The organism is Paenibacillus sp. FSL L8-0435 (assembly GCF_037965655.1).
GTDB lineage: Bacteria > Bacillota > Bacilli > Paenibacillales > Paenibacillaceae > Paenibacillus.
Window position 1 is genome coordinate 5,549,052 of sequence record NZ_CP150185.1, and the last position, 19,342, is coordinate 5,568,393.

Genomic DNA, 19,342 nt, shown 5'->3' on the forward strand with positions numbered 1-19,342 from the left:
TGAATATTCATAACGATACGCATATTAAAACAAATAGCCATGGAATTATTCCATGACTATTAGAGTTTGGGAGGTTATGTGTCCATCCCGATATGTGAACATTGTATGCAATATACTTTTTATTTAAACCCGTTCCGTCTGGTTGTTCATCTCTGGTGTTTCAACTTGCAATTCGCCCAATCCACGTACCAACTTCTTTGCATACGTTTTTTCAGGCTTTAATACGGATACCAGGTAGTCAATAGCAAGCTGTGGATCTACGGTCTCCCCACAAGTGTAACAATCAATCGCTGCAAAACCTCTCTCAGGATACGTATGAATGGAGAGATGGCTCTCAGACAATAGTACAAGTACGGTTGCTCCCTGTGGGTCAAACTGCTTGGACTGCACGGACATTACTGTCGCGCCACATGCCTCCGCTGCTTCAACCATTTGGGCTTCCAGATACTCTGCATTGTTCAGTAGATTAAAGTCGACACCCCAAGTATCAACAGCAACGTGTCTTCCGAAAGTTGAATATTCCATCCTTCGGTTCCCCCTTCCTAGGAATAAAATGTTTGAAAAAATTTCATCCGCTAGGACCTACGTCATTCACTTCCCGAGGGAAAAATCTCTCGCAACATATAATGTCCTGAGTGAATCCTGGTTCCTATATTGTTTTCAACGAGATTAAAAATAACATTGAATCAGAGTGAAATCAACCCTTTTCCAGAAGATTGTAAAATAAATATGTTCAATTCGGAATATTTGATCTCACATCAAAAAATCCCCCTGAAACCTCCACATTGGCGAGTGCCACTGCCCGGAAGATACAAGGGAATTCATTATATACACATACGTTTATAAACATACAATTTTAAGCTAATAGGCTTCAAGCTCAAACAACCGTTTTTGATGACGAGCAAGGGTCTCATCAATCTGATGGAGCTGATCAGCAGTCGCATCTTTTCTAGTGTCCAGCAGTGAATCGATCTCGGCATACACACGGTTGATTTCGCGTTCTACATCTCTGGCCTGGAACAGATGTTGCAATTCAAGCAACGTATTTTTGTATTCATAGATCACTCGGGTGTTCTCCCCGGTCTTCTCCACAATTTTGTGGACAGTGCCTTGAGCATAAACATACGTCATGGTGAACCCTTTATAGATCCGATGAACGACCCCGTCACCCTTAAAAGTCACAAAGAGCTTCCGGACAACGTTGGTCAGATGCAGATTCACCAGGCGGCAAGATAACTCACAGATATAGAACCCTTCTATGCGGTCAAAAGGGAAATGCACTTCTTCTCCACTTACATCCCCCAGCACGACCTCCTGACAACCATTGTCCAACACCTTAACCCGATGATGAAGCCTGCCGTCTTCTGTCATGCGCAAAAACTGATGCATCTGGGGTTCTGACAATTTCATAGTGGCCTTAACATACTCTGTGGCTAACCGCTGAGCCATACAAATCCCTCAATTCTTTCCCGATTGTTTTGTCTTCCTGCACATGTAGCAGTCATCTCAAAATTCTTCAGGCCGGCTAAGCCGGATGTTTGGTACTGTTGGCAATATGCACCTATGCTCATTATACACTACCCTAACGTTATATTTCTCCAGAGCCAGATGATGAATTCTCACGAAATCCCATAAAAAACCGGATTAATCTGGATCTCATCAAAGATTCACTTAGCATGCTCACTTTCCTGCACTAAAACGGTGTACTATCTCGGTTATCCGTTAATTCCGTTGGTTTCTTCCTCATCAGAAGCACCCTCTGCATCCAGCACTGGTGCATACTTATCTATGCGGGCATGGCGGGTAATGATGTCCCATAACTCTTCTTTCCCCAATCCCTCTTCGGATGAAAACGGCACAAACAAATCCCCTGAACGAAGACCCAGTGATTCCTTAATGACTTTGATATATTTGGCTCTGCGTGTTTTTGGAATCTTGTCCATCTTGGTTGCTACAACAACCAAAGGCAGTCCATTATGACGAAGCCATTCGTTCATCATCTTGTCCTCTTTGGACGGTTCATGTCTCATATCCACCATCTGCATAACCAGTTTCAATTCTTCGCGTCCCAACAAGTATTTCTCCATCATTTTACCCCAGGCAAAGCGTTGCTCTTTGGAAACTTTAGCGTAGCCATATCCCGGAAAATCGACGAAGTAGAGATCCTGATTAATTTTATAATAGTTGAGTTGCTGTGTCTTACCCGGTGTTGAGCTCGTCCGAGCCAAATTTTTACGATTGATCAAACGGTTGATCAGGGAAGATTTCCCCACATTGGAGCGTCCCGCCAAAGCAATCTCTGGCAGACCGTCATCGGGGTATTGTTCAGGCCGAACGGCACTGATAATAAATTCAGATTGATTTACTTTCATATTGTATCTTTCCTCTCTTGAACGCCTATGCTATGCATCACCTGTTGAAGGTATTATGCCATGGATTGTTCTATCATACCAAAAAAACCGTTCCAGCGGACGCCGAAGCCTCCGCAGAACGGTCTACTCTTCATACGAACCTTTCGGATGTGTGGATTACAGGTTAATGCCTGTCTGCTCCACAAGTGCATGCTGCAATACCTGATCCATATGGGCTACAGGTACAAACTCCACATCTTCCTTGATGCTGTCTGGAATGTCACGCAGGTCCCGTTCGTTATCCTTAGGCAATAATATTTTTTTATAACCGGCACGATGGGCTGCCAGTGATTTCTCTTTCAGACCACCAATCGGCAGTACACGTCCACGCAGTGTTATTTCACCAGTCATCGCGATATCCTTGGACACATGTTTGTTTGTTAAGGCTGAGATTAACGCTGTTGCCATCGTAATCCCGGCAGATGGACCATCCTTCGGAATCGCTCCTTCCGGAACGTGAATATGAATATCGTTCTTCTCATGGAAGTCAGGCGAAATTCCAAGCTGTGTAGCTTTGGAACGGGTGTAACTGAATGCGGCTTGTGCCGATTCCTTCATGACATCCCCCAGTTTACCTGTGAGAGTCAATTTACCTGTTCCAGGCACAACAGTCACTTCAATGATAAGGGTATCTCCACCCACTTCAGTCCACGCCAGACCCGTTACAGTACCAATCTGATCTTCCAGTTCGGCCATACCATAACGGAATTTGCCAGGTCCAAGGTAGTCTTTGATCTTATCTGATGAGATGTTAATCTGACCTTCCACACCAGATACGACGTTCTTGGCAGCTTTCCGGCACAACGAAGCCATCTGCTGTTCCAGATTACGCACACCTGACTCCCGTGTATATTCACGAATTACACGCAACAACGCGTCATCCGGTATTTCCAATTGCTTTTCTTCCAGACCATGGTCCTGCTTCTGTTTGGGCAACAAATAGTTTTTCGCAATTTGCAGCTTCTCCAGCTCCGTGTAACCAGGGATGTTGAGCATTTCCATCCGATCCAGCAATGGACGCGGAATATTGTGTACCGTGTTGGCAGTTGTTATAAACATAACGTTGGATAAGTCAAACGGCAATTCTACAAAATGATCACTAAACGTATTATTCTGTTCCGGATCAAGTACCTCAAGTAACGCTGCGGAAGGATCTCCGCGGAAGTCTGAAGCCATCTTATCAATCTCGTCCAGCAGGAATACCGGATTCAGAGAACCTGCCGTTTTCATCCCCTGGATGATACGCCCAGGCATGGCCCCTACATAGGTGCGTCGGTGACCACGAATCTCAGCTTCATCCCGCACGCCGCCAAGAGATATTCTTACAAACTCCCGACCCAGCGATCTCGCGATCGAACGAGCAAGTGATGTTTTACCGACCCCTGGAGGTCCAACCAGACAGAGAATGGGCCCTTTGAGCTTCTTGACGAGTTTCTGGACAGCCAGATATTCAAGCACACGCTCTTTGGGCTTTTCCAATCCGTAATGATCTGCATTCAGCACATCTTCGGCTTTTTGGATATCCAGATCATCCGCTGTCATCTGACTCCAAGGAAGGCCAAGCAGCCAATCCACGTAGTTGCGAATGACTCCGCCCTCAGCTGAACTTGCAGGCATTTTCTCCAGTCGATCAATTTCTTTCTCGACCTTTTCTTTCACCTTGTCCGGCAAGCCGAGTTCTTCCATCTGTGTGCGAAGTTCCTCAACCTCACCCGCACGGCCTTCTTTTTCACCCAGTTCTTTCTGGATCGCTTTCATCTGCTCGCGCAAATAATATTCCTTCTGCGTTTTCTCCATCTGTTTCTTCACGCGTTGGCTGATCTTGCGTTCAAGCTCCAGCACTTCGCGCTCATTGTTCAGGATATCCAGTAATTTCTCCAGACGTTCCCGAACATCGATGGTCTCCAGAATTTCCTGTTTATCCTTGATCTTCAAGGACAGGTGACTCGTGATGACATCGGCCAGACGCCCTGGTTCTTCGATGTCAGACACCGCTGCGAGTGTCTCTGGTGTCACTTTTTTGGACAGATTAATATAATTCTCGAACTGGTTCAGAACGGTACGCATCAAGGCATCCGTCTCCGGATGGGTGTTCTCCTCTTCAGGCAGCTCTTTAGCCAGTACTTCATAATATTCCTCGTTGTCCGTATATTCAATAATTTCAGCCCGTTCCAAGCCTTCTACGAGTACACGAATCGTACCGTTTGGAAGCTTCAGCATCTGTCTGACCTTGGCCACGGTTCCGATTCTGAAAATGTCCTCTTGTGTTGGTTCTTCAATATTTACTTCGGCTTGGGAACATAGGAGAATCAGATGTTCTTCTACCATCGCTTTTTCTAAAGCCTTGACCGATTTCTCCCGGCCCACATCGAGATGCAGTACCATACTCGGGTAGACGAGAAGTCCTCTTAAAGGCAGTAAAGGAAAACGACGACCTTTCGCTTTGCTCGGTCCCATCGCTTTCGCACCTCCAATGGCTCTCAGGTTGTAGTCATTCATTATTCTATCAAATGTTCACATAAAAAACCAATGAAGGGAAGCGCTTAGCAGCTTCCCGAATCTGTAACCTGTCCTGGGCGAGGCACGTCCGCACGCAAATAGGAAGCGGATGCCGGCGGAAAAATCTCCGGTGCAGGTGCAACTGTCTCCTCTGCAAGCTTCGTTTGTTCCATCTGTTGTGATTCCGGAACCCAGGCAAACACTTCACGGAATACATCCTCTACGGTATCTACCGGGATAACGCGCAAGCCATCCAGATTCTCAAAAATGGACTGCCAGTTCTCCGCGGGAATAATAACGGTCTTCGCTCCTGCCTGAAAGGCAGCCTCCACCTTGGCTAGCACGCCACCAATAGGCTTAACCCGACCATGAATACTGACCTCGCCAGTCATCGCTGTCTCATGATCCACAGGGCGTCCCTGAATCGCTGATGTAATGGCAGTCGCCATGGCAATCCCGGCGGATGGACCATCAATAGGTGTCCCACCTGGGAAATTCACGTGTAAATCGTAATCATTCGGGCGAATACCCATGGCTTTTAATACGGTTAACACATTTTCAACCGAGCCTTTGGCCATACTTTTTCGCCGGAGTGTACGCGAACCGCCTCCAATCTCTTCTTCATCCACAACGCCTGTAATGTTGATTCGGCCTTGATCTTTAAGAGCCGGAACAGCAGACACTTCGATCTCCAAAATGGTTCCCATATTCGGTCCGTATACCGCCAAGCCGTTAACAAACCCCACCTGCGGCTGTGTAGGGACCTTCCGATCAGGCCGTGGCTGAATCTGGCTGCTACCCGCCACCCACTCCACATCAGACGCCTGAAGCGTCTCACGCTTCTCTGTCAGCGCAAGTCCAGCAGCCAGCTGGATGATATTAACCGCTTCACGTCCATTGGTTGCATATCGCTTGACCACATCAACGGCATCCGGACATGGACTGAACCCTATTTTCTGAACAGCATCCTCTGCAATTCGCCCAATCTCCTCAGGCAACAAAGGACGGAAATAAACTTCCATGCAGCGTGAACGCAAAGCTGGTGGCAGTTCATGAGGGGAACGTGTCGTTGCTCCAACAAGGCGGAAATCGGCCGGTAGGCCATTTTGAAAAATATCGTGGATATAAGCAGGAGTATGCGTGTCTTCCGAGTTATAGTACGCACTCTCCAAAAACACCTTGCGATCCTCCAACACTTTCAACAGCTTATTCATCTGAATCGAATGTAATTCACCAATTTCATCAATAAAAAGCATTCCCCCATGCGCTTTTGTCACAGCTCCCGGTTTTGGTTGGGGAATACCAGCAACGCCCATAGCTCCTGCTCCCTGATATATCGGATCATGAACCGAACCAATTAAGGGGTCAGCAATACCACGTTCATCAAAACGGGCTGTTGTTGCATCCAGCTCCGTGAATTTGGCGTCTGGCTTAAATGGAGAAGATGGATTCTTCTTGGCCTCTTCCAACACAACCCTTGCGGCAGCTGTCTTCCCGACTCCGGGTGGGCCATAAATGATAACATGTTGCGGATTCGCACTGCATAATGCAGCTTTAAGGGCACGCAACCCATCTTTTTGCCCAACAATATCATTAATGGTAGCTGGACGCGTCTTCTCCGACAGCGGCTTGGTGAGTGAGATTGAACGCAGCTTGCGCAGCTTCTCCAGTTCCTTGCGAGATTCAAGCTCAACGGCACTGCGGTTCGTTTTCTGGCCACGCAGCAGGTTCCAGAAATACAAACCAATCACCACTCCAAAAAATAACTGAATCAACATGATGACCATACCAAATTCCATGGCTTCACATCCTCCTATTTTGTCGCTATTCTCATATGAGATCATGCTAATACTTGGTAGTATAGCCTTTTCAACGCGACGTAAACGGGCGATGCAGAATTTGTATGCGAGAAAATAAAAAGCCCGCCATCGCTGGCGAGCTTTTGTTGTAACAAGATATGAATCAATCAGTGCGAACGACCAGGAATAACACCTGTCTCTTCGTAGGCTTCGACGATTTTGTCGATCTCTTTTTTTAATTCCTCAACCATGATTTCTTCAGGTACTTTACGAATCATCTTGCCGTGACGGAACAAGAGACCTTCTCCACGAGCACCGGCTATGCCGATATCCGCTTCTTTGGCCTCACCTGGACCATTAACCGCACAACCCAACACCGATACTTTAATCGGCACCTTCAGTTTGGAGATATACTCTTCCACTTCGTTGGCAATGGAGAACAGGTCGATATCCAATCGTCCACACGTTGGGCAGGAGATCAATGTAGCTGCATTTGTAATGAGTCCAAATGTTTTGAGCAGATCACGAGCGACCTTAATTTCTTCTACCGGGTCCGCACTCAGTGAGATCCGCATCGTAGAACCAATACCCATGGACAATAAGGCTCCCATACCTGCGGAGCTTTTGATCGTACCGGAGAACAGTGTACCTGCTTCGGTAATCCCGAGATGCAACGGATACGGAATGATTTGAGCTGCTTTGGTATATGCCTCAATCGCCATCGGCACATCCGATGCTTTGAGTGACACGATGATATCATGGAAATCAAGCTCTTCCAAAATACCAATGTGATACAATGCACTTTCTACCATAGCATCTGCCGTAGGATACCCATACTTCTCAAGGAGATGGTTTTCCAAAGACCCCGCATTTACTCCAATCCGAATCGGAATACCACGGTCTTTACAAGCCTTAACCACTTCTTCCACTTTCGCACGTTTACCGATGTTACCTGGATTAATCCGAACTTTATCGATGCCGTTCTCAATCGCAAGCAAAGCCAGCTTATAGTTGAAATGAATGTCCGCTACGAGCGGTATATGAATGCGTTTCTTGATTTCCTTGATGGCTGCGGCAGCTTCCTCATTATTCACCGTTACACGTACCACTTGACAACCCGCTTCTTCCAGTCGCAGAATCTCTGCAACCGTTGCTTCAACGTCTGCCGTTTTGGTTGTACACATACTTTGGATAATGACTTCGTTACTGCCACCGATCGTTACGTTTCCCACTTTCACGGGACGTGTATCCTGTCTTAAATACATGAGTGATTTCTCTCCCCACAACGTCAAAGCTCCACCCTGACAGAGACATGAATTCGCCTTCTGCCAAAGTGGAGAACTGACAAGTCTATATTTCAGAGTTCAACGGGATTCAGGCCTTTATTAGGCGCTCTCTTCCTGCTTATCGTCCTTCGATTGGCTTAGTTCAGGCACGACTCTTTTCTCAACAACTTCTTCGGTAATGACACAGTTCGTAACATCATCACGTGAAGGCACTTCATACATGATTTCAAGCATGATACCTTCAATGATGGCACGTAATCCACGTGCACCTGTGTTACGTTTAATTGCTTCTTTTGCAATCGCAAGCAATGCAGCTGGTTCAAATACCAGATTCACATTATCCAGCTCAAGCAGTTTTTGGTACTGTTTGGTAAGCGCGTTTTTTGGTTCAGAAAGAATCCGTACCAACGTATCTTCATCCAATGGCTCCAAAGTGGAGATGACTGGCAGACGGCCTACAAATTCCGGAATCAGACCAAATTTCAGCAAATCTTCCGGCAATACCATACCCAGGTATTCACCTGGTTTCAGATCTTTTTGCTCAGAAACGGTATTAAAGCCAATGACTTTTTTACCGATCCGGCGTTTGATCATTTGCTCCAGACCATCAAAGGCACCGCCGCAAATGAACAGGATGTTCGTTGTATCGATCTGAATGAATTCTTGATGAGGGTGTTTACGACCACCTTGTGGTGGTACAGAAGCCACAGTTCCTTCAAGAATTTTTAAGAGAGCCTGTTGCACACCTTCGCCCGATACATCACGAGTAATGGATGGGTTTTCGGATTTACGCGCTACTTTATCAATCTCATCGATATAAATAATGCCACGCTCTGCTTTTTCCACATCATAATCAGCAGCTTGAATCAGTTTGAGCAGGATGTTCTCTACATCCTCACCTACATAACCCGCTTCTGTTAATGACGTAGCATCCGCAATAGCAAAAGGAACATTCAAAATTTTTGCCATCGTTTGCGCAAGCAACGTTTTACCAGAACCTGTTGGTCCTAACAGCAAAATGTTACTCTTTGACAATTCAACGTCTTCAATTTTGCTTTGTGTGTTGATCCGTTTGTAGTGATTATACACCGCAACAGACAATGACTTCTTCGCTTGTTCCTGTCCAATAACATATTGATCCAGGATATTACGAATTTCTTTTGGTTTTGGAATATCTTTGAGGTCTACTTCTTCGTCATGACCGAGTTCTTCCTCAACGATTTCGGTGCAAAGTTCGATACATTCATCACAAATGTACACGCCTGGTCCAGCGACCAGCTTACGCACCTGCTCCTGAGATTTACCGCAAAAAGAGCATTTCAGTTGCCCTTTCTCATCGTTAAATTTAAACATGAAACCACCCCTTTAGGAATTGATCGGTCTACTGAGCACCTGGTCAATAATGCCGTACGTCTTAGCCTCTTCAGCGCTCATGAAGAAGTCACGGTCTGTATCCCGCTCAATTTTCTCAAGAGACTGACCCGTACGATCGACGTATATTTGATTCAGTTTCTGACGTGTTTTAATAATCCATTCTGCGTGTATCTTAATATCCGCAGCCTGTCCTTGAATGCCGCCAAGCGGCTGATGAATCATTACTTCGCTATTTGTCAGCGCATATCTCTTGCCAGGTGCACCGGCTGTCAGCAATAACGAGCCCATGCTTGCTGCCATCCCAACGCAAATGGTAGATACATCCGGCTTGATAAATTGCATCGTATCGTATATACCCATCCCTGCGGTGACAGAACCACCAGGTGAGTTAATGTACAAGCTGATATCCTTCTCAGGATCGTCGGCTGCCAAAAACAAAAGCTGTGCTATGACAAGATTGGCTACATCGTCATCAATCGCACTGGTTAGAAAGATAATGCGATCTTTCAGCAAACGTGAATATATATCGTAAGACCGCTCGCCTCGATTGGTTTGTTCTATAACCATTGGCACCAGACTCATGAGACCAACCTCTTTTCTACATGTAATTAGACATAGGCCACCTGTAAAGCAAACCCAAATTCATTCTAACACTTTCCTGTGACAATGTCATTTTTCACAAGAAGGGTCAGACATCCGTTTGTTTACTTTTTTAGCCTGATCATATTTAACCATGTTTTCTATGTATGTGCAAATTGAAGCCATCCTATGCCGTATTGCCTTTTTTTATTTGCATGAAGTACATAGGTATGTAAAAAGTGTACAGGGATCAATAAAATTAGTGTTCATCCATATAATTACTTCATTTTCTATAAAATGGATGTCGTAATTTAAAAATAAGGCACGCAATAATTCACGTGCCTTATCGTTTATTCAACTGACAAGTTGATAATAGCTTGTCTTATTTTTCGTCAGCTTCTGCAACAACTTCTTCAGCTGGAGCTTCAACCGGTTCAACAACTGTGCTGTTCTCAACAAGAACGTCAATCGTTTTACGCAGTTTAACTTCATCGCGAAGGCTGTCCAGGGAACCATTACCTTCGAGGATGCCACGGATCTCATCAGCAGGACGCTTGTAAGATTCAGCCATTTTCTCGAGTTCTTGATTCACTTCTTCGTCAGATACTTCAATGTTTTCCGCTTTACCTACAGCTTCAAGCACAAGGTTGTTGCGAACACGTTTGGAAGCATCTTCTTGCATTTGTCCTCTCAGGTCAGCTTGAGTCTGGCCAGAGAAGCTCAGGAACATTTCAAGGTTCATACCTTGGTTACGCAAACGGTTATCGAAATCGCGCATCATGTTTTGTACTTCGCTCTCAACCATTGCAGCAGGAATGTCCACTTCAGCGTTCTCAGCCACTTTTTCTACAACTGCATTTTCTTGTGCAGCTTTGGCTTCGTCAGCTTTACGGGATTCCAATTGTGTTTTCAGGTCAGCTTTGTACTCTTCAAGAGTGTCGAATTCGCTAACATCTTTAGCAAACTCATCATCCAATGCAGGAAGCTGTTTGCGTTTGATTTCGTGAATTTTCACTTTAAATACCGCTTGTTTGCCAGCAAGTTCTGCTGCATGGTAGCTCTCTGGGAAAGTCACTTCTACGTCTTTGAAGTCACCTGTGGACAGACCCACAACTTGTTCTTCAAATCCAGGAATGAATGTGTTGGAACCCAGTTCCAGGGAATAACGTTCAGCTTGTCCACCTTCGAAAGGTACACCATCAACGGAACCATCGAAGTCGATTACTGCAACGTCGCCGTTAGCAGCGGAACCTTCATCGATTACAACGAGTTCAGCGTGACGTTGTTGAAGACGCTCAAGTTCTTCAGTCACTTCTGCTTCAGTTACTTCACCTTTTGCTACAGCAACTTCGATTCCTTTGTAGTCACCAAGAGTAACTTCAGGTTTCACAGTTACTTTTGCTTTGAACTTGAAAGTTTGTCCTTTAGCGAATTGTTCAACATCTACGTCAGGACGATCAACCGGGAAGATATCCGTTTGGTCGATTGCTTCTGTATAAGCTTCAGGAAGCAAAATGTCGATTGCTTCTTGATAAAGGCTTTCTACACCAAAACGTGCTTCGAAGATGGAACGTGGTACTTTACCTTTACGGAATCCAGGTACGTTTGCTTGTTTAACCACTTTATTAAAAGCTTTGTCGAGCGCTGCAGTTACACGATCTGCATCCACTTCAACCTCAAGAACCCCAAGGTTCTTCTCTATCTTTTCCCAAGTTGCTTTCATTGTATACTTTCCCCTCCAAAATTCACATGTTCACGTAGGCAATCACGTACAAAATAACCATTTTAGTATAAACAAGATTAGATTCTTTTTCAAGGGGAATCCCTTGATACGGTTTAAGGAAAACGTTTCCGGCCTCTATTAACCATCCAATCCGGCAGATACAAACTGCTTCATGGAACGATAAGCCTGCTCCAGCCGAAAGCGCATTGCCCCTGTCACAGCATACATTGAGCGAGTATTTTCCTCATCATGCGAGCCACCCAGACTGTCTGCAACGGTCATATGTAGAGCTGCTGCCCATATATCTGTCATGGAATCATTTTCTTCCAACATGGATACATAATCACGAGTTCCATACACGGCCATGACATATTGTATCCATAACTCCTGAGCAAAATAAAAGAGCGTAGGTTCATGAACCTCCGTCTGATCTGCCACTCGTTCCAAAATCTGAACGATCTGGAGCGGGAATTCCTCTGGTTTAAGAGGCACGGTATCAATCTCGACTTCAACCTGCTCTTCGCCTCTCGTAAACAGGATCATACCTTGAACGCCTCGGCGACGCAAGGTTTGCAGCACCCGAAATTGAAGCAAAGGGTGAAGTGACTTCTCTTTTAACCAACTCGTAAGTGCCTCATCAATCTTCGGCAGATCAAGATAGGCCAGCTGCTCCAAAGCCAGCATTGTCTGTTCAGACAGCGGCTCTTCCATGACTGTGCGAAGCATCTTATCTGCATAGCCATCATCCTGTTCAAGCTTCATTCGGGCATGCTGTCGTGCCATGTCCTCCTCACTAATCTCTTCTTCCTCTTCTCGTTCTTCAAGAACGGCAGGCGAGGTTTCTTCATATTGAGGAAACGCAGCCTGAAGCCATTCGAGCAGGGCCCGCCATTCATCGTAGTGGCGCTCTTCCTGTCCCTGACATTGCAGCAAAAAGTGAAGCAATTTCATCGCTTCACCATACCGTTCATTTTCAAGCATAACTGTCAATTGAATCTGGTAATAGTCCAGCGTCTTAGGAAACAGCACAATATTGTTGTTATGCTCGGTTTCCGGGGTCGTGGATTCCTTAATGGGAGCACCTCCTCTATATCCTGAATCTCCAGTTGGCATCAACCTAAATAGATATATATTAAAACGATTGTTGATCTATTTTTTTGAGTTCTCCTGATATTCTAACATAACCTTAAATATAATGAAAAAAACGTTACTGCCGCCAAATATCATATACGAAAAACAGTTTAAAATAAAATGCTTGATATTCCTGTATGCATATGATAAAATCAATTTTGCTTGAAAAAAATCATGTCTCAGTAGCTCAGCTGGATAGAGCAACGCCCTTCTAAGGCGTCGGTCGGGGGTTCGAATCCCTCCTGGGACGTATTAAAAAGAAGCTTCCTTCGGGAAGCTTTTTTTGCGTTCTGGGGATGAGAACCCCAATGGTTCGTCGGAGCATTCGCTTCGTTAGCACCACTTCGCAGTCTCGACTGCAAGGAGAGTATCCCTCCTGGGACGTATTAAAAAGAAACTTCCTTCGGGAAGTTTTTTTGCGTTCTGGGGATGAGAATCCCAATGGTTCGTCGGAGCATTCGCTTCGTTACGTGCTCTATGTCGCTGCATTGGAGCGTCTGCATTTGCTCACTCTATAAGCAATACGTTGAAGTATCGATGTTCTAACGAACACAGGACAGTTTATTTGCTACAAATTCAGCATAACTGAATTCTAACGAATCTTAGAAAGCTTATTTCACCATTCTGGAATATTAACTCACTTATTTGCACACTTCATAGCCTGATTAACGTCGCTGAGGTTCGGTAGAATCTGAAAATAGCGGTTTTACCCATTAGAAGACTTCATGGATTCGTTAGAGTTCACAGGTTAGTCAAAGCACCCACGGTCCATTGGGTGTTTTTTCATTTCATTGCTCAATATTGACATAGAATGTTATGCTTACGGAGTGGATTATGTAACAATCCATACATATTAACTTCATAGGACACAGGAGATTTTATCAATGTCATCTTCAATACAGCAACACTCATCTATCCATACCGAGGAAGAACATTCTTCAACATCCAAAAGATTCGGCCTGTTGTTAGCAGGCATTATCGTCATCGCCGCTACCATGAGGTCACCGATTACAGTAACCGGACCTGTAGTGGAGATGATCCGCTCAGATACAGGTATCGGCCATACAATGGTCGGGCTTCTGACCTCACTTCCTTTGCTCGCCTTTGCAGCAGTCTCCCCTTTTGCTCCACGTCTTGCCAAACGGTTAGGACTCGAATCTGCTCTGCTATTGGCTGTCATGATTGTAACCATTGGGGTGGCCCTACGCTTGTTGCCTTCCGCTCTCTCCTTATATGCTGGAACCGCAATTTTGGGGTGCGGCATTGCATTAAGCAACGTGCTTTTGCCAAGTTTGATCAAACGCGATTTCCCATTGCGAGTAGGTATCGTCACCGGATTATACTCTGTATCCATGAACATATTTGGCGCCATCGCCTCAGGTGTGAGTGTACCCGTAGCAGGAGCCACATCTATGGGTTGGCGTGCTTCGTTAGGCATGTGGGCCTTGTTGTCCATATTGGCGCTTCTCTTGTGGCTCCCCCAGATCGCCGCAGGACGTCAGCGAATGTTATTCATAGCCACACAGAGTGAAGGGACGCCTGTACGTCTACGGACCTCTTCCCTTGCCTGGTTCATTACTTTATTTATGGGTCTGCAATCTCTAATATTCTATACAACGATTACCTGGCTTCCCGAGATTCTCGCTGAGCAAGGATTCAGTCCCACCTCAGCAGGGTGGATGCTCTCCCTAATGCAGATGGTTAGTGTACCGGCTACCTTTATCGTTCCAATCCTCGCCGGCCGAACGCGAGATCAGCGTGTTCTAACCGCGATTACGTGCTCTTCTTTGATTGTCGGGTATGCTTTATTGTTAAGTGGCATCGCTTCGCTCGTTACCATTGGTGTCACGTTGGCAGGAATAGGTGCTGGAGCTTCATTTGGCATGGTAACCATGTTCTTCGTCCTTCGCACAAAAGATGCCAGACAAGCTGCCAGCCTGTCCGGTATGGCCCAGTCCTTCGGATATATGCTTGCGGCAGTAGGACCTCTACTGTTCGGCATGCTTCATGACTGGACAAAAGGATGGACCCTGCCGTTGCTAATACAGGTCATTCTGGCCATCGCTTTGCTAATCGCAGGGATTCAGGCCAGCAAAAATAGAATGATCGGTTAGTCATACAATTCATTTATAAAAAAAACAAAACAGCCTCCATCCTGCAAATCAGGATGGAGGCTGTTTATGCATAAAAAAATTCCTTCATTAATTTAATCAATTTTAATTCAATTTCAATGAGGGATAAACTTACTTCACTTTTACCTTAATCGTGTCTGTGCTGGTCACTCCGGCTGCGTTAATTAACTCTGCCCGATACGTATACGTGCCCGATGCTTTCCCGGACAGTGTAGTCACAGCACTTTGCGCATTAGGTGTAGCCGAACGGAGTTCTTGCGTATCGATCAACTTATCATTTTCATAGAGACGATACTCTGTGGCGTTGGTCCCCCACCACAGGTTCATGGTCACCTTATACTTTCCATCGCCATCCCAGTTATCCTGAGAGAGAACCGCTTTGCCTGGCGTAGCGTTGGTAACCCGAACAGTCAACGTCTGACTCCGCGTTGTTCCCTTGTCGTTGGTCAGCTCAGCCACGTACGTATACGTGCCATTGGCTTTGCCCGTGATCTTCGTCTGAGCAAACTGCGCCCAAGGTGCGTTGTAAGTCAGCTTCTGCGTATCAATCAAAACCCCGTCCTCATATAACTTGTAGCTAGTTCCGTTCTCACCCCACCACAGGTTCATGGTAACGATATACGAGCCCTCTGGCAGGCCGTTGCCTACCCAGTTATTGTGAGACAACACAGGCGTACCTGGGGCCTTGGTTGCCGGAGTTTCAGGTTCAGTCTCCACGGCTTCCAATTTCAGTGCCGTATTGGCTGTGCCCGCAAGCCCCTGTTGGTCTTTTACTGTAAGTTCAACAGCATACTCACCGGCTACAATCCCCTCCAAAGGAAGGCTGAAGCTGCCATCAGCTTGTACTTCAAAGACTCCTTCTTTATAAACCGAACCATCCTCTTTTTTCACAACATACGTTGCTTCCAGGGAAGCGGCCGGATCAAACGTGATGTCCCATCCGCTGGCAAGCGCAGGAGCTACACGGAAGTACAAGTCTTCCACGCTACCATTAAGAACAACAGGCTCATCCTCTCTGAACTCCAACGCTTCTGGTGCAGTTACAGCCGGAGCTGTCTTTTTCACCAAAAATGGCGAAGTGTCTTCCTTATAGGTTTTGCCGTCTGTACCAATGGTAGTGATGTCTACCGTATATAAACCATCCGGGATCTCAGTCACTTCATCGGTTGTGTAATCTGCATATGAGCCGTCCCAAGCAAGATTGTATCTTGCATTGGCATTGAAATTAAAATAGTTACCAAAGATGGAGCCAATATAACCATCTTGATAATATCCACCTTCCGGATTAAGACCATCATAGATCTCAATCAGGGCAAATGTCATCGGATTATAGAATTCCATAGCTACATTAAGGGTATCCAACGTACCATCAGCCTTCAATGGATAGTGGAATGGATTTTTCTCAGTGCCTTTTACGGTTTCAATATATTTAACCCCACTCAACGTAACGTTGAAATGAGCAACATATGGCACAGTAAAAGTGTTGGTTCCGTTCGAGAACTCAATGTATCCTTGTGCTTCTGTAGTCGCAGTAACCCCTCGTGGAACGGTGATTGTCACTGCAAGTTCTTCTTCACCATTCAGTGTGAAGGAACTCTTTTCTACCGCAACGGATACACCAGCGACATTACGAGTTGGATTCACATTTACGGTGTAATCCCCTCCACTACCATTCAGCGCTTCAACTTTAATCGTTTTGGTAATCGTCTTTTCATCTGTGCTCAGGAAATTACCGTAGTTGATACTTCCCGTGATATTCTCCTTCTCAACAACAGAGCCACTTTCTGTGTATTGAGTTACATCAACCACTTTGACAAAAGCAGCAGGATCAATGGTATTTACAGCCTGAATACGGCCAGCACCTTGATCAAATACATCAAACTTGGTTGTATCCAGCACCTTACTATTGTTCATCAGTGCAACTTTGATATCAAATGGTGTCCATTCCGGATGTTTCTCGATCAGCAGCGCAATCAAACCAGCTACATGAGGTGTAGCCATACTTGTACCTGATTTACGATCATAAGCTTGTGCGTAATCTGCGTCTGGCTCATCCTTGCCGTAGGCAGGAATCGTAGACAAAATACTTGTACCTGGTGCAACAATATCCGGTTTGATGTCCAGTGTTACCTTTGCAGGTCCACGTGAACTGGATGAATTCATTTCATCACCCGGAGTTTGGGAACGTTCAAAATCACTAAAGCTCACTTCAACGGCTTGGCCTGCGTCCAGCTCAGCCTTGATCACATCTCCATCTTCCTTGGACATGCTCAGTGTTGGAATGAGTTCAAAGTTATCGCCCAGACTTACACCGATTGGGCCGGGAATGTTGTTATATACAATAACAGCCAAGGCTCCAGCCGCTTTAGCATTGGCGATTTTCTCTACAAATGCGATTTCACCACGCTGTATTAATGCCACTTTACCTGTAAAATCCTTGCCTTCAAAATCAGTTGGCTTACCCAGTGCTGCAAATTCAAGTTCATATTTGCCTGTCAAAACAGTTCCAGGGTCTGCAGACAGGCTCCATCCCATCAGATCCAGACGGTAAACCGACTCTGTAACAGCCAGTGGAGCTTCAGTCGGAGCAATTACAGACTCTTCTTCCACAGGAGCAGCTTCAGGAGAAGCTTCAACCGGTGCAGAAGGTGATACAGATGGAGTATTTTCAGTATTTTCTTCTGTTGTAACTTCTTCTACATTCGGAACTTCAGCTTCGTTAGAAACTGTGTCCTCCACAGCTGCTGCACTTTCCTCATCAGCAGTTGCAGGTACACCTTGCTCCGAACCTTCTGGCTCTTCTGTTCCAGGTGCCGTACCCAGTTCAGGAGATTGTTCAACCTCTGGCACCGGTTGTTGTTCAGGTTTTGCCTCTTCGTCTTCCTCACCAATCCAGAAGTGGGTATCGGCTGTAATCACCTGGCTAGGTCCTGTAGAGTTACCTACTGTAATGGCCATTGCAGACGCACCCGGAGAACCGAGTGTATAACGGTTGGGGCCACTGTTACCACTTGCCACAACTGCTGTCACGCCAGACAGCATGGCATTGTTCAGGGCAACTGAAGTAATATAACTCGGATCGTTGGCGGCGTTACCTAACGAGAGATTAATTACGTCCATGCCATCTTGAACAGAACGATCAATTCCGCCGAGTACCCATGAGGTTTGACCACTACCATACGGTCCAAGTACACGGTAAGCATAGATATCTGCTTCAGGAGCCACACCAACAATACCGTAGTCCCCTGCTTCGCGAGCAGCAACGGTACCCGCTACGTGCGTACCGTGGGAGGTATAATAGGCGCTTCCAGTATCATTGAACTCAGGTTCACCCGAAGCTTTCCATTCTTGATATGTCGCTTCATACGGATCATTGTCGTTTCCAACAAAGTCCCATCCGCCTTTGTAAGCTTCCTGCAAATTAGGATGTTCATAGTCAATCCCTGTATCGATGACGCCGACTTTAATGCCATTTCCTTTGTAACCCAGATCCCATACTTCAGGTGCACCAATAAAAGGCGCTGTGTCTTTCATATACGGGTTCACTTCATCTGTCTCAGGCGCTATTGTAACTTCAAGGTCAGGATATACGCTGACCACGCCAGGTATTTGAAGCAATTGTCCCACCTGGTTTCCTTTAAGTTCAATTGCTACACCATTCAGGGCATATACATATTCTTCCAATACTTCATGTTTGATTTTCTTCTGAGTGAGGCTATGTACAAATGACTGTTGTTGTTGCTCAACTTGAGTCACAGCCTTTGTTTCCATAGAGGAGGTAAAAGATTTTCCAGAGAGGGTTGATTCACCTTGCGCTACTGCAACAGGTTTATTGGAAAGCTCAACGATCACTCGGGTGTTCTCTCCACCCAGACCTTCCAAGCTTTTATCCAAAAATGGATCTGCGGCAAGTTTTGCTTCCCGTCCTGCAAGAATCTCTCTCCATTGTTTGGCTTCGGCTGTACTGGGTAAGTTGTCAAGCTGAATAACTGAATCTGCGGGAGCGGCTCCAGCCGCGGGGAGAATAATGGAAAAGACCATCAGAACACTTAATAACGTGGATATCAATCGTTTACTCAAGGCTTAGCCCCTCCTTTTAAATGTGAATACCTCACCAAATGATGGGTTCCTGCTGTCTGTGCGTACTGCAATACACACTCCAATTTCACCGCCTATCTGCAAGAAGGATTGACCCTTGGTAAATTATTCTATCAAAATACCACATTTTCCTTCTAAATACTTACAAATATGATATAGAAATTACTTATATGGGTCTTGAGTATGATAAAATTACCCATTTGTAATTATTTGTCGTTTGAATATTTCATTTTTAAAATAATGCATCAAAAAAAAAAACCAAGAGTCTCTTTATTCGAAAGAGATTCCTGGTGTATAGGTGAAGCGTGGT

The 19,342-nt window shown here is 45.6% G+C and carries 13 protein-coding genes and 1 tRNA gene; 3 read left to right on the forward strand and 11 right to left on the reverse strand.

Annotation, left to right across the window (positions count from 1 at the left end; all coding sequences use genetic code 11):
* Positions 1 to 123: 123 nt before the first annotated feature.
* The 10 genes from speD to NST33_RS24760 form a co-directional block, all read right to left on the reverse strand.
* A complete protein-coding gene (gene speD / locus NST33_RS24715) occupies positions 124 to 525 on the reverse strand; it encodes an adenosylmethionine decarboxylase (RefSeq protein ID WP_091011877.1) in 402 nt (133 codons plus the stop codon).
* 336 nt (positions 526 to 861) lie between these two features.
* Positions 862 to 1,449: a non-ribosomal peptide synthetase module gene (locus NST33_RS24720; RefSeq protein WP_076216938.1), complete on the reverse strand. Its 588-nt coding sequence runs from the start codon at positions 1,447 to 1,449 to the stop codon at positions 862 to 864.
* Between the two features lie 266 nt (positions 1,450 to 1,715).
* Positions 1,716 to 2,372: a ribosome biogenesis GTP-binding protein YihA/YsxC gene (gene yihA / locus NST33_RS24725; RefSeq protein ID WP_221820869.1), complete on the reverse strand. Its 657-nt coding sequence runs from the start codon at positions 2,370 to 2,372 to the stop codon at positions 1,716 to 1,718.
* A 156-nt stretch (positions 2,373 to 2,528) separates the two neighbouring features.
* On the reverse strand, positions 2,529 to 4,868 hold the full coding sequence (gene lon, locus NST33_RS24730; protein WP_221820870.1) for an endopeptidase La: 2,340 nt from the start codon (positions 4,866 to 4,868) through the stop codon (positions 2,529 to 2,531).
* Between the two features lie 86 nt (positions 4,869 to 4,954).
* Positions 4,955 to 6,709, reverse strand: a complete 1,755-nt coding sequence (gene lonB / locus NST33_RS24735) for an ATP-dependent protease LonB (protein WP_339305476.1) — start codon at positions 6,707 to 6,709, stop codon at positions 4,955 to 4,957.
* Positions 6,710 to 6,876: 167 nt separating this feature from the next.
* Positions 6,877 to 7,974 (reverse strand): flavodoxin-dependent (E)-4-hydroxy-3-methylbut-2-enyl-diphosphate synthase, encoded by a 1,098-nt coding sequence (ispG, locus tag NST33_RS24740; RefSeq protein ID WP_076216934.1) that lies wholly within the window; start codon positions 7,972 to 7,974, stop codon positions 6,877 to 6,879.
* A 120-nt stretch (positions 7,975 to 8,094) separates the two neighbouring features.
* On the reverse strand, positions 8,095 to 9,348 hold the full coding sequence (gene clpX, locus NST33_RS24745; protein ID WP_076216933.1) for an ATP-dependent protease ATP-binding subunit ClpX: 1,254 nt from the start codon (positions 9,346 to 9,348) through the stop codon (positions 8,095 to 8,097).
* A 12-nt stretch (positions 9,349 to 9,360) separates the two neighbouring features.
* Positions 9,361 to 9,951, reverse strand: a complete 591-nt coding sequence (gene clpP / locus NST33_RS24750) for an ATP-dependent Clp endopeptidase proteolytic subunit ClpP (RefSeq protein ID WP_076216932.1) — start codon at positions 9,949 to 9,951, stop codon at positions 9,361 to 9,363.
* A 379-nt stretch (positions 9,952 to 10,330) separates the two neighbouring features.
* Positions 10,331 to 11,671: a trigger factor gene (tig, locus tag NST33_RS24755; protein WP_221820872.1), complete on the reverse strand. Its 1,341-nt coding sequence runs from the start codon at positions 11,669 to 11,671 to the stop codon at positions 10,331 to 10,333.
* 138 nt (positions 11,672 to 11,809) lie between these two features.
* On the reverse strand, positions 11,810 to 12,652 hold the full coding sequence (locus tag NST33_RS24760; protein WP_256704391.1) for a hypothetical protein: 843 nt from the start codon (positions 12,650 to 12,652) through the stop codon (positions 11,810 to 11,812).
* Between the two features lie 326 nt (positions 12,653 to 12,978).
* Here NST33_RS24760 and NST33_RS24765 point away from each other — a divergent pair.
* The 3 genes from NST33_RS24765 (at position 12,979) to NST33_RS24775 (ending at position 14,916) form a co-directional block, all read left to right on the forward strand.
* Positions 12,979 to 13,052 (forward strand) — tRNA-Arg (locus tag NST33_RS24765).
* A gap of 58 nt (positions 13,053 to 13,110) precedes the next feature.
* The gene (locus tag NST33_RS24770; protein WP_221820873.1) at positions 13,111 to 13,320 is read left to right on the forward strand and encodes a hypothetical protein; all 210 of its coding nucleotides are present in this window, start codon (positions 13,111 to 13,113) and stop codon (positions 13,318 to 13,320) included.
* 366 nt (positions 13,321 to 13,686) lie between these two features.
* The gene (locus NST33_RS24775; RefSeq protein ID WP_221820874.1) at positions 13,687 to 14,916 is read left to right on the forward strand and encodes an MFS transporter; all 1,230 of its coding nucleotides are present in this window, start codon (positions 13,687 to 13,689) and stop codon (positions 14,914 to 14,916) included.
* Positions 14,917 to 15,045: 129 nt separating this feature from the next.
* Here NST33_RS24775 and NST33_RS24780 read toward each other — a convergent pair whose 3' ends face one another.
* The gene (locus NST33_RS24780; RefSeq protein ID WP_221820875.1) at positions 15,046 to 19,014 is read right to left on the reverse strand and encodes a S8 family serine peptidase; all 3,969 of its coding nucleotides are present in this window, start codon (positions 19,012 to 19,014) and stop codon (positions 15,046 to 15,048) included.
* Positions 19,015 to 19,342: the final 328 nt, after the last annotated feature.

Excerpts from the sequence above, each read along its gene's own strand:
- speD (WP_091011877.1), bottom strand. The coding sequence starts at position 525 with ATGGAATATTCAACTTTCGGAAGACACGTTGCTGTTGATACTTGGGGT.
- NST33_RS24720 (WP_076216938.1), bottom strand. The coding sequence starts at position 1,449 with ATGGCTCAGCGGTTAGCCACAGAGTATGTTAAGGCCACTATGAAATTG.
- yihA (WP_221820869.1), bottom strand. The coding sequence starts at position 2,372 with ATGAAAGTAAATCAATCTGAATTTATTATCAGTGCCGTTCGGCCTGAA.
- lon (WP_221820870.1), bottom strand. The coding sequence starts at position 4,868 with ATGGGACCGAGCAAAGCGAAAGGTCGTCGTTTTCCTTTACTGCCTTTA.
- lonB (WP_339305476.1), bottom strand. The coding sequence starts at position 6,709 with ATGGAATTTGGTATGGTCATCATGTTGATTCAGTTATTTTTTGGAGTG.
- ispG (WP_076216934.1), bottom strand. The coding sequence starts at position 7,974 with ATGTATTTAAGACAGGATACACGTCCCGTGAAAGTGGGAAACGTAACG.
- clpX (WP_076216933.1), bottom strand. The coding sequence starts at position 9,348 with ATGTTTAAATTTAACGATGAGAAAGGGCAACTGAAATGCTCTTTTTGC.
- clpP (WP_076216932.1), bottom strand. The coding sequence starts at position 9,951 with ATGAGTCTGGTGCCAATGGTTATAGAACAAACCAATCGAGGCGAGCGG.
- tig (WP_221820872.1), bottom strand. The coding sequence starts at position 11,671 with ATGAAAGCAACTTGGGAAAAGATAGAGAAGAACCTTGGGGTTCTTGAG.
- NST33_RS24760 (WP_256704391.1), bottom strand. The coding sequence starts at position 12,652 with ATGCTTGAAAATGAACGGTATGGTGAAGCGATGAAATTGCTTCACTTT.
- NST33_RS24770 (WP_221820873.1), top strand. The coding sequence starts at position 13,111 with ATGGTTCGTCGGAGCATTCGCTTCGTTAGCACCACTTCGCAGTCTCGA.
- NST33_RS24775 (WP_221820874.1), top strand. The coding sequence starts at position 13,687 with ATGTCATCTTCAATACAGCAACACTCATCTATCCATACCGAGGAAGAA.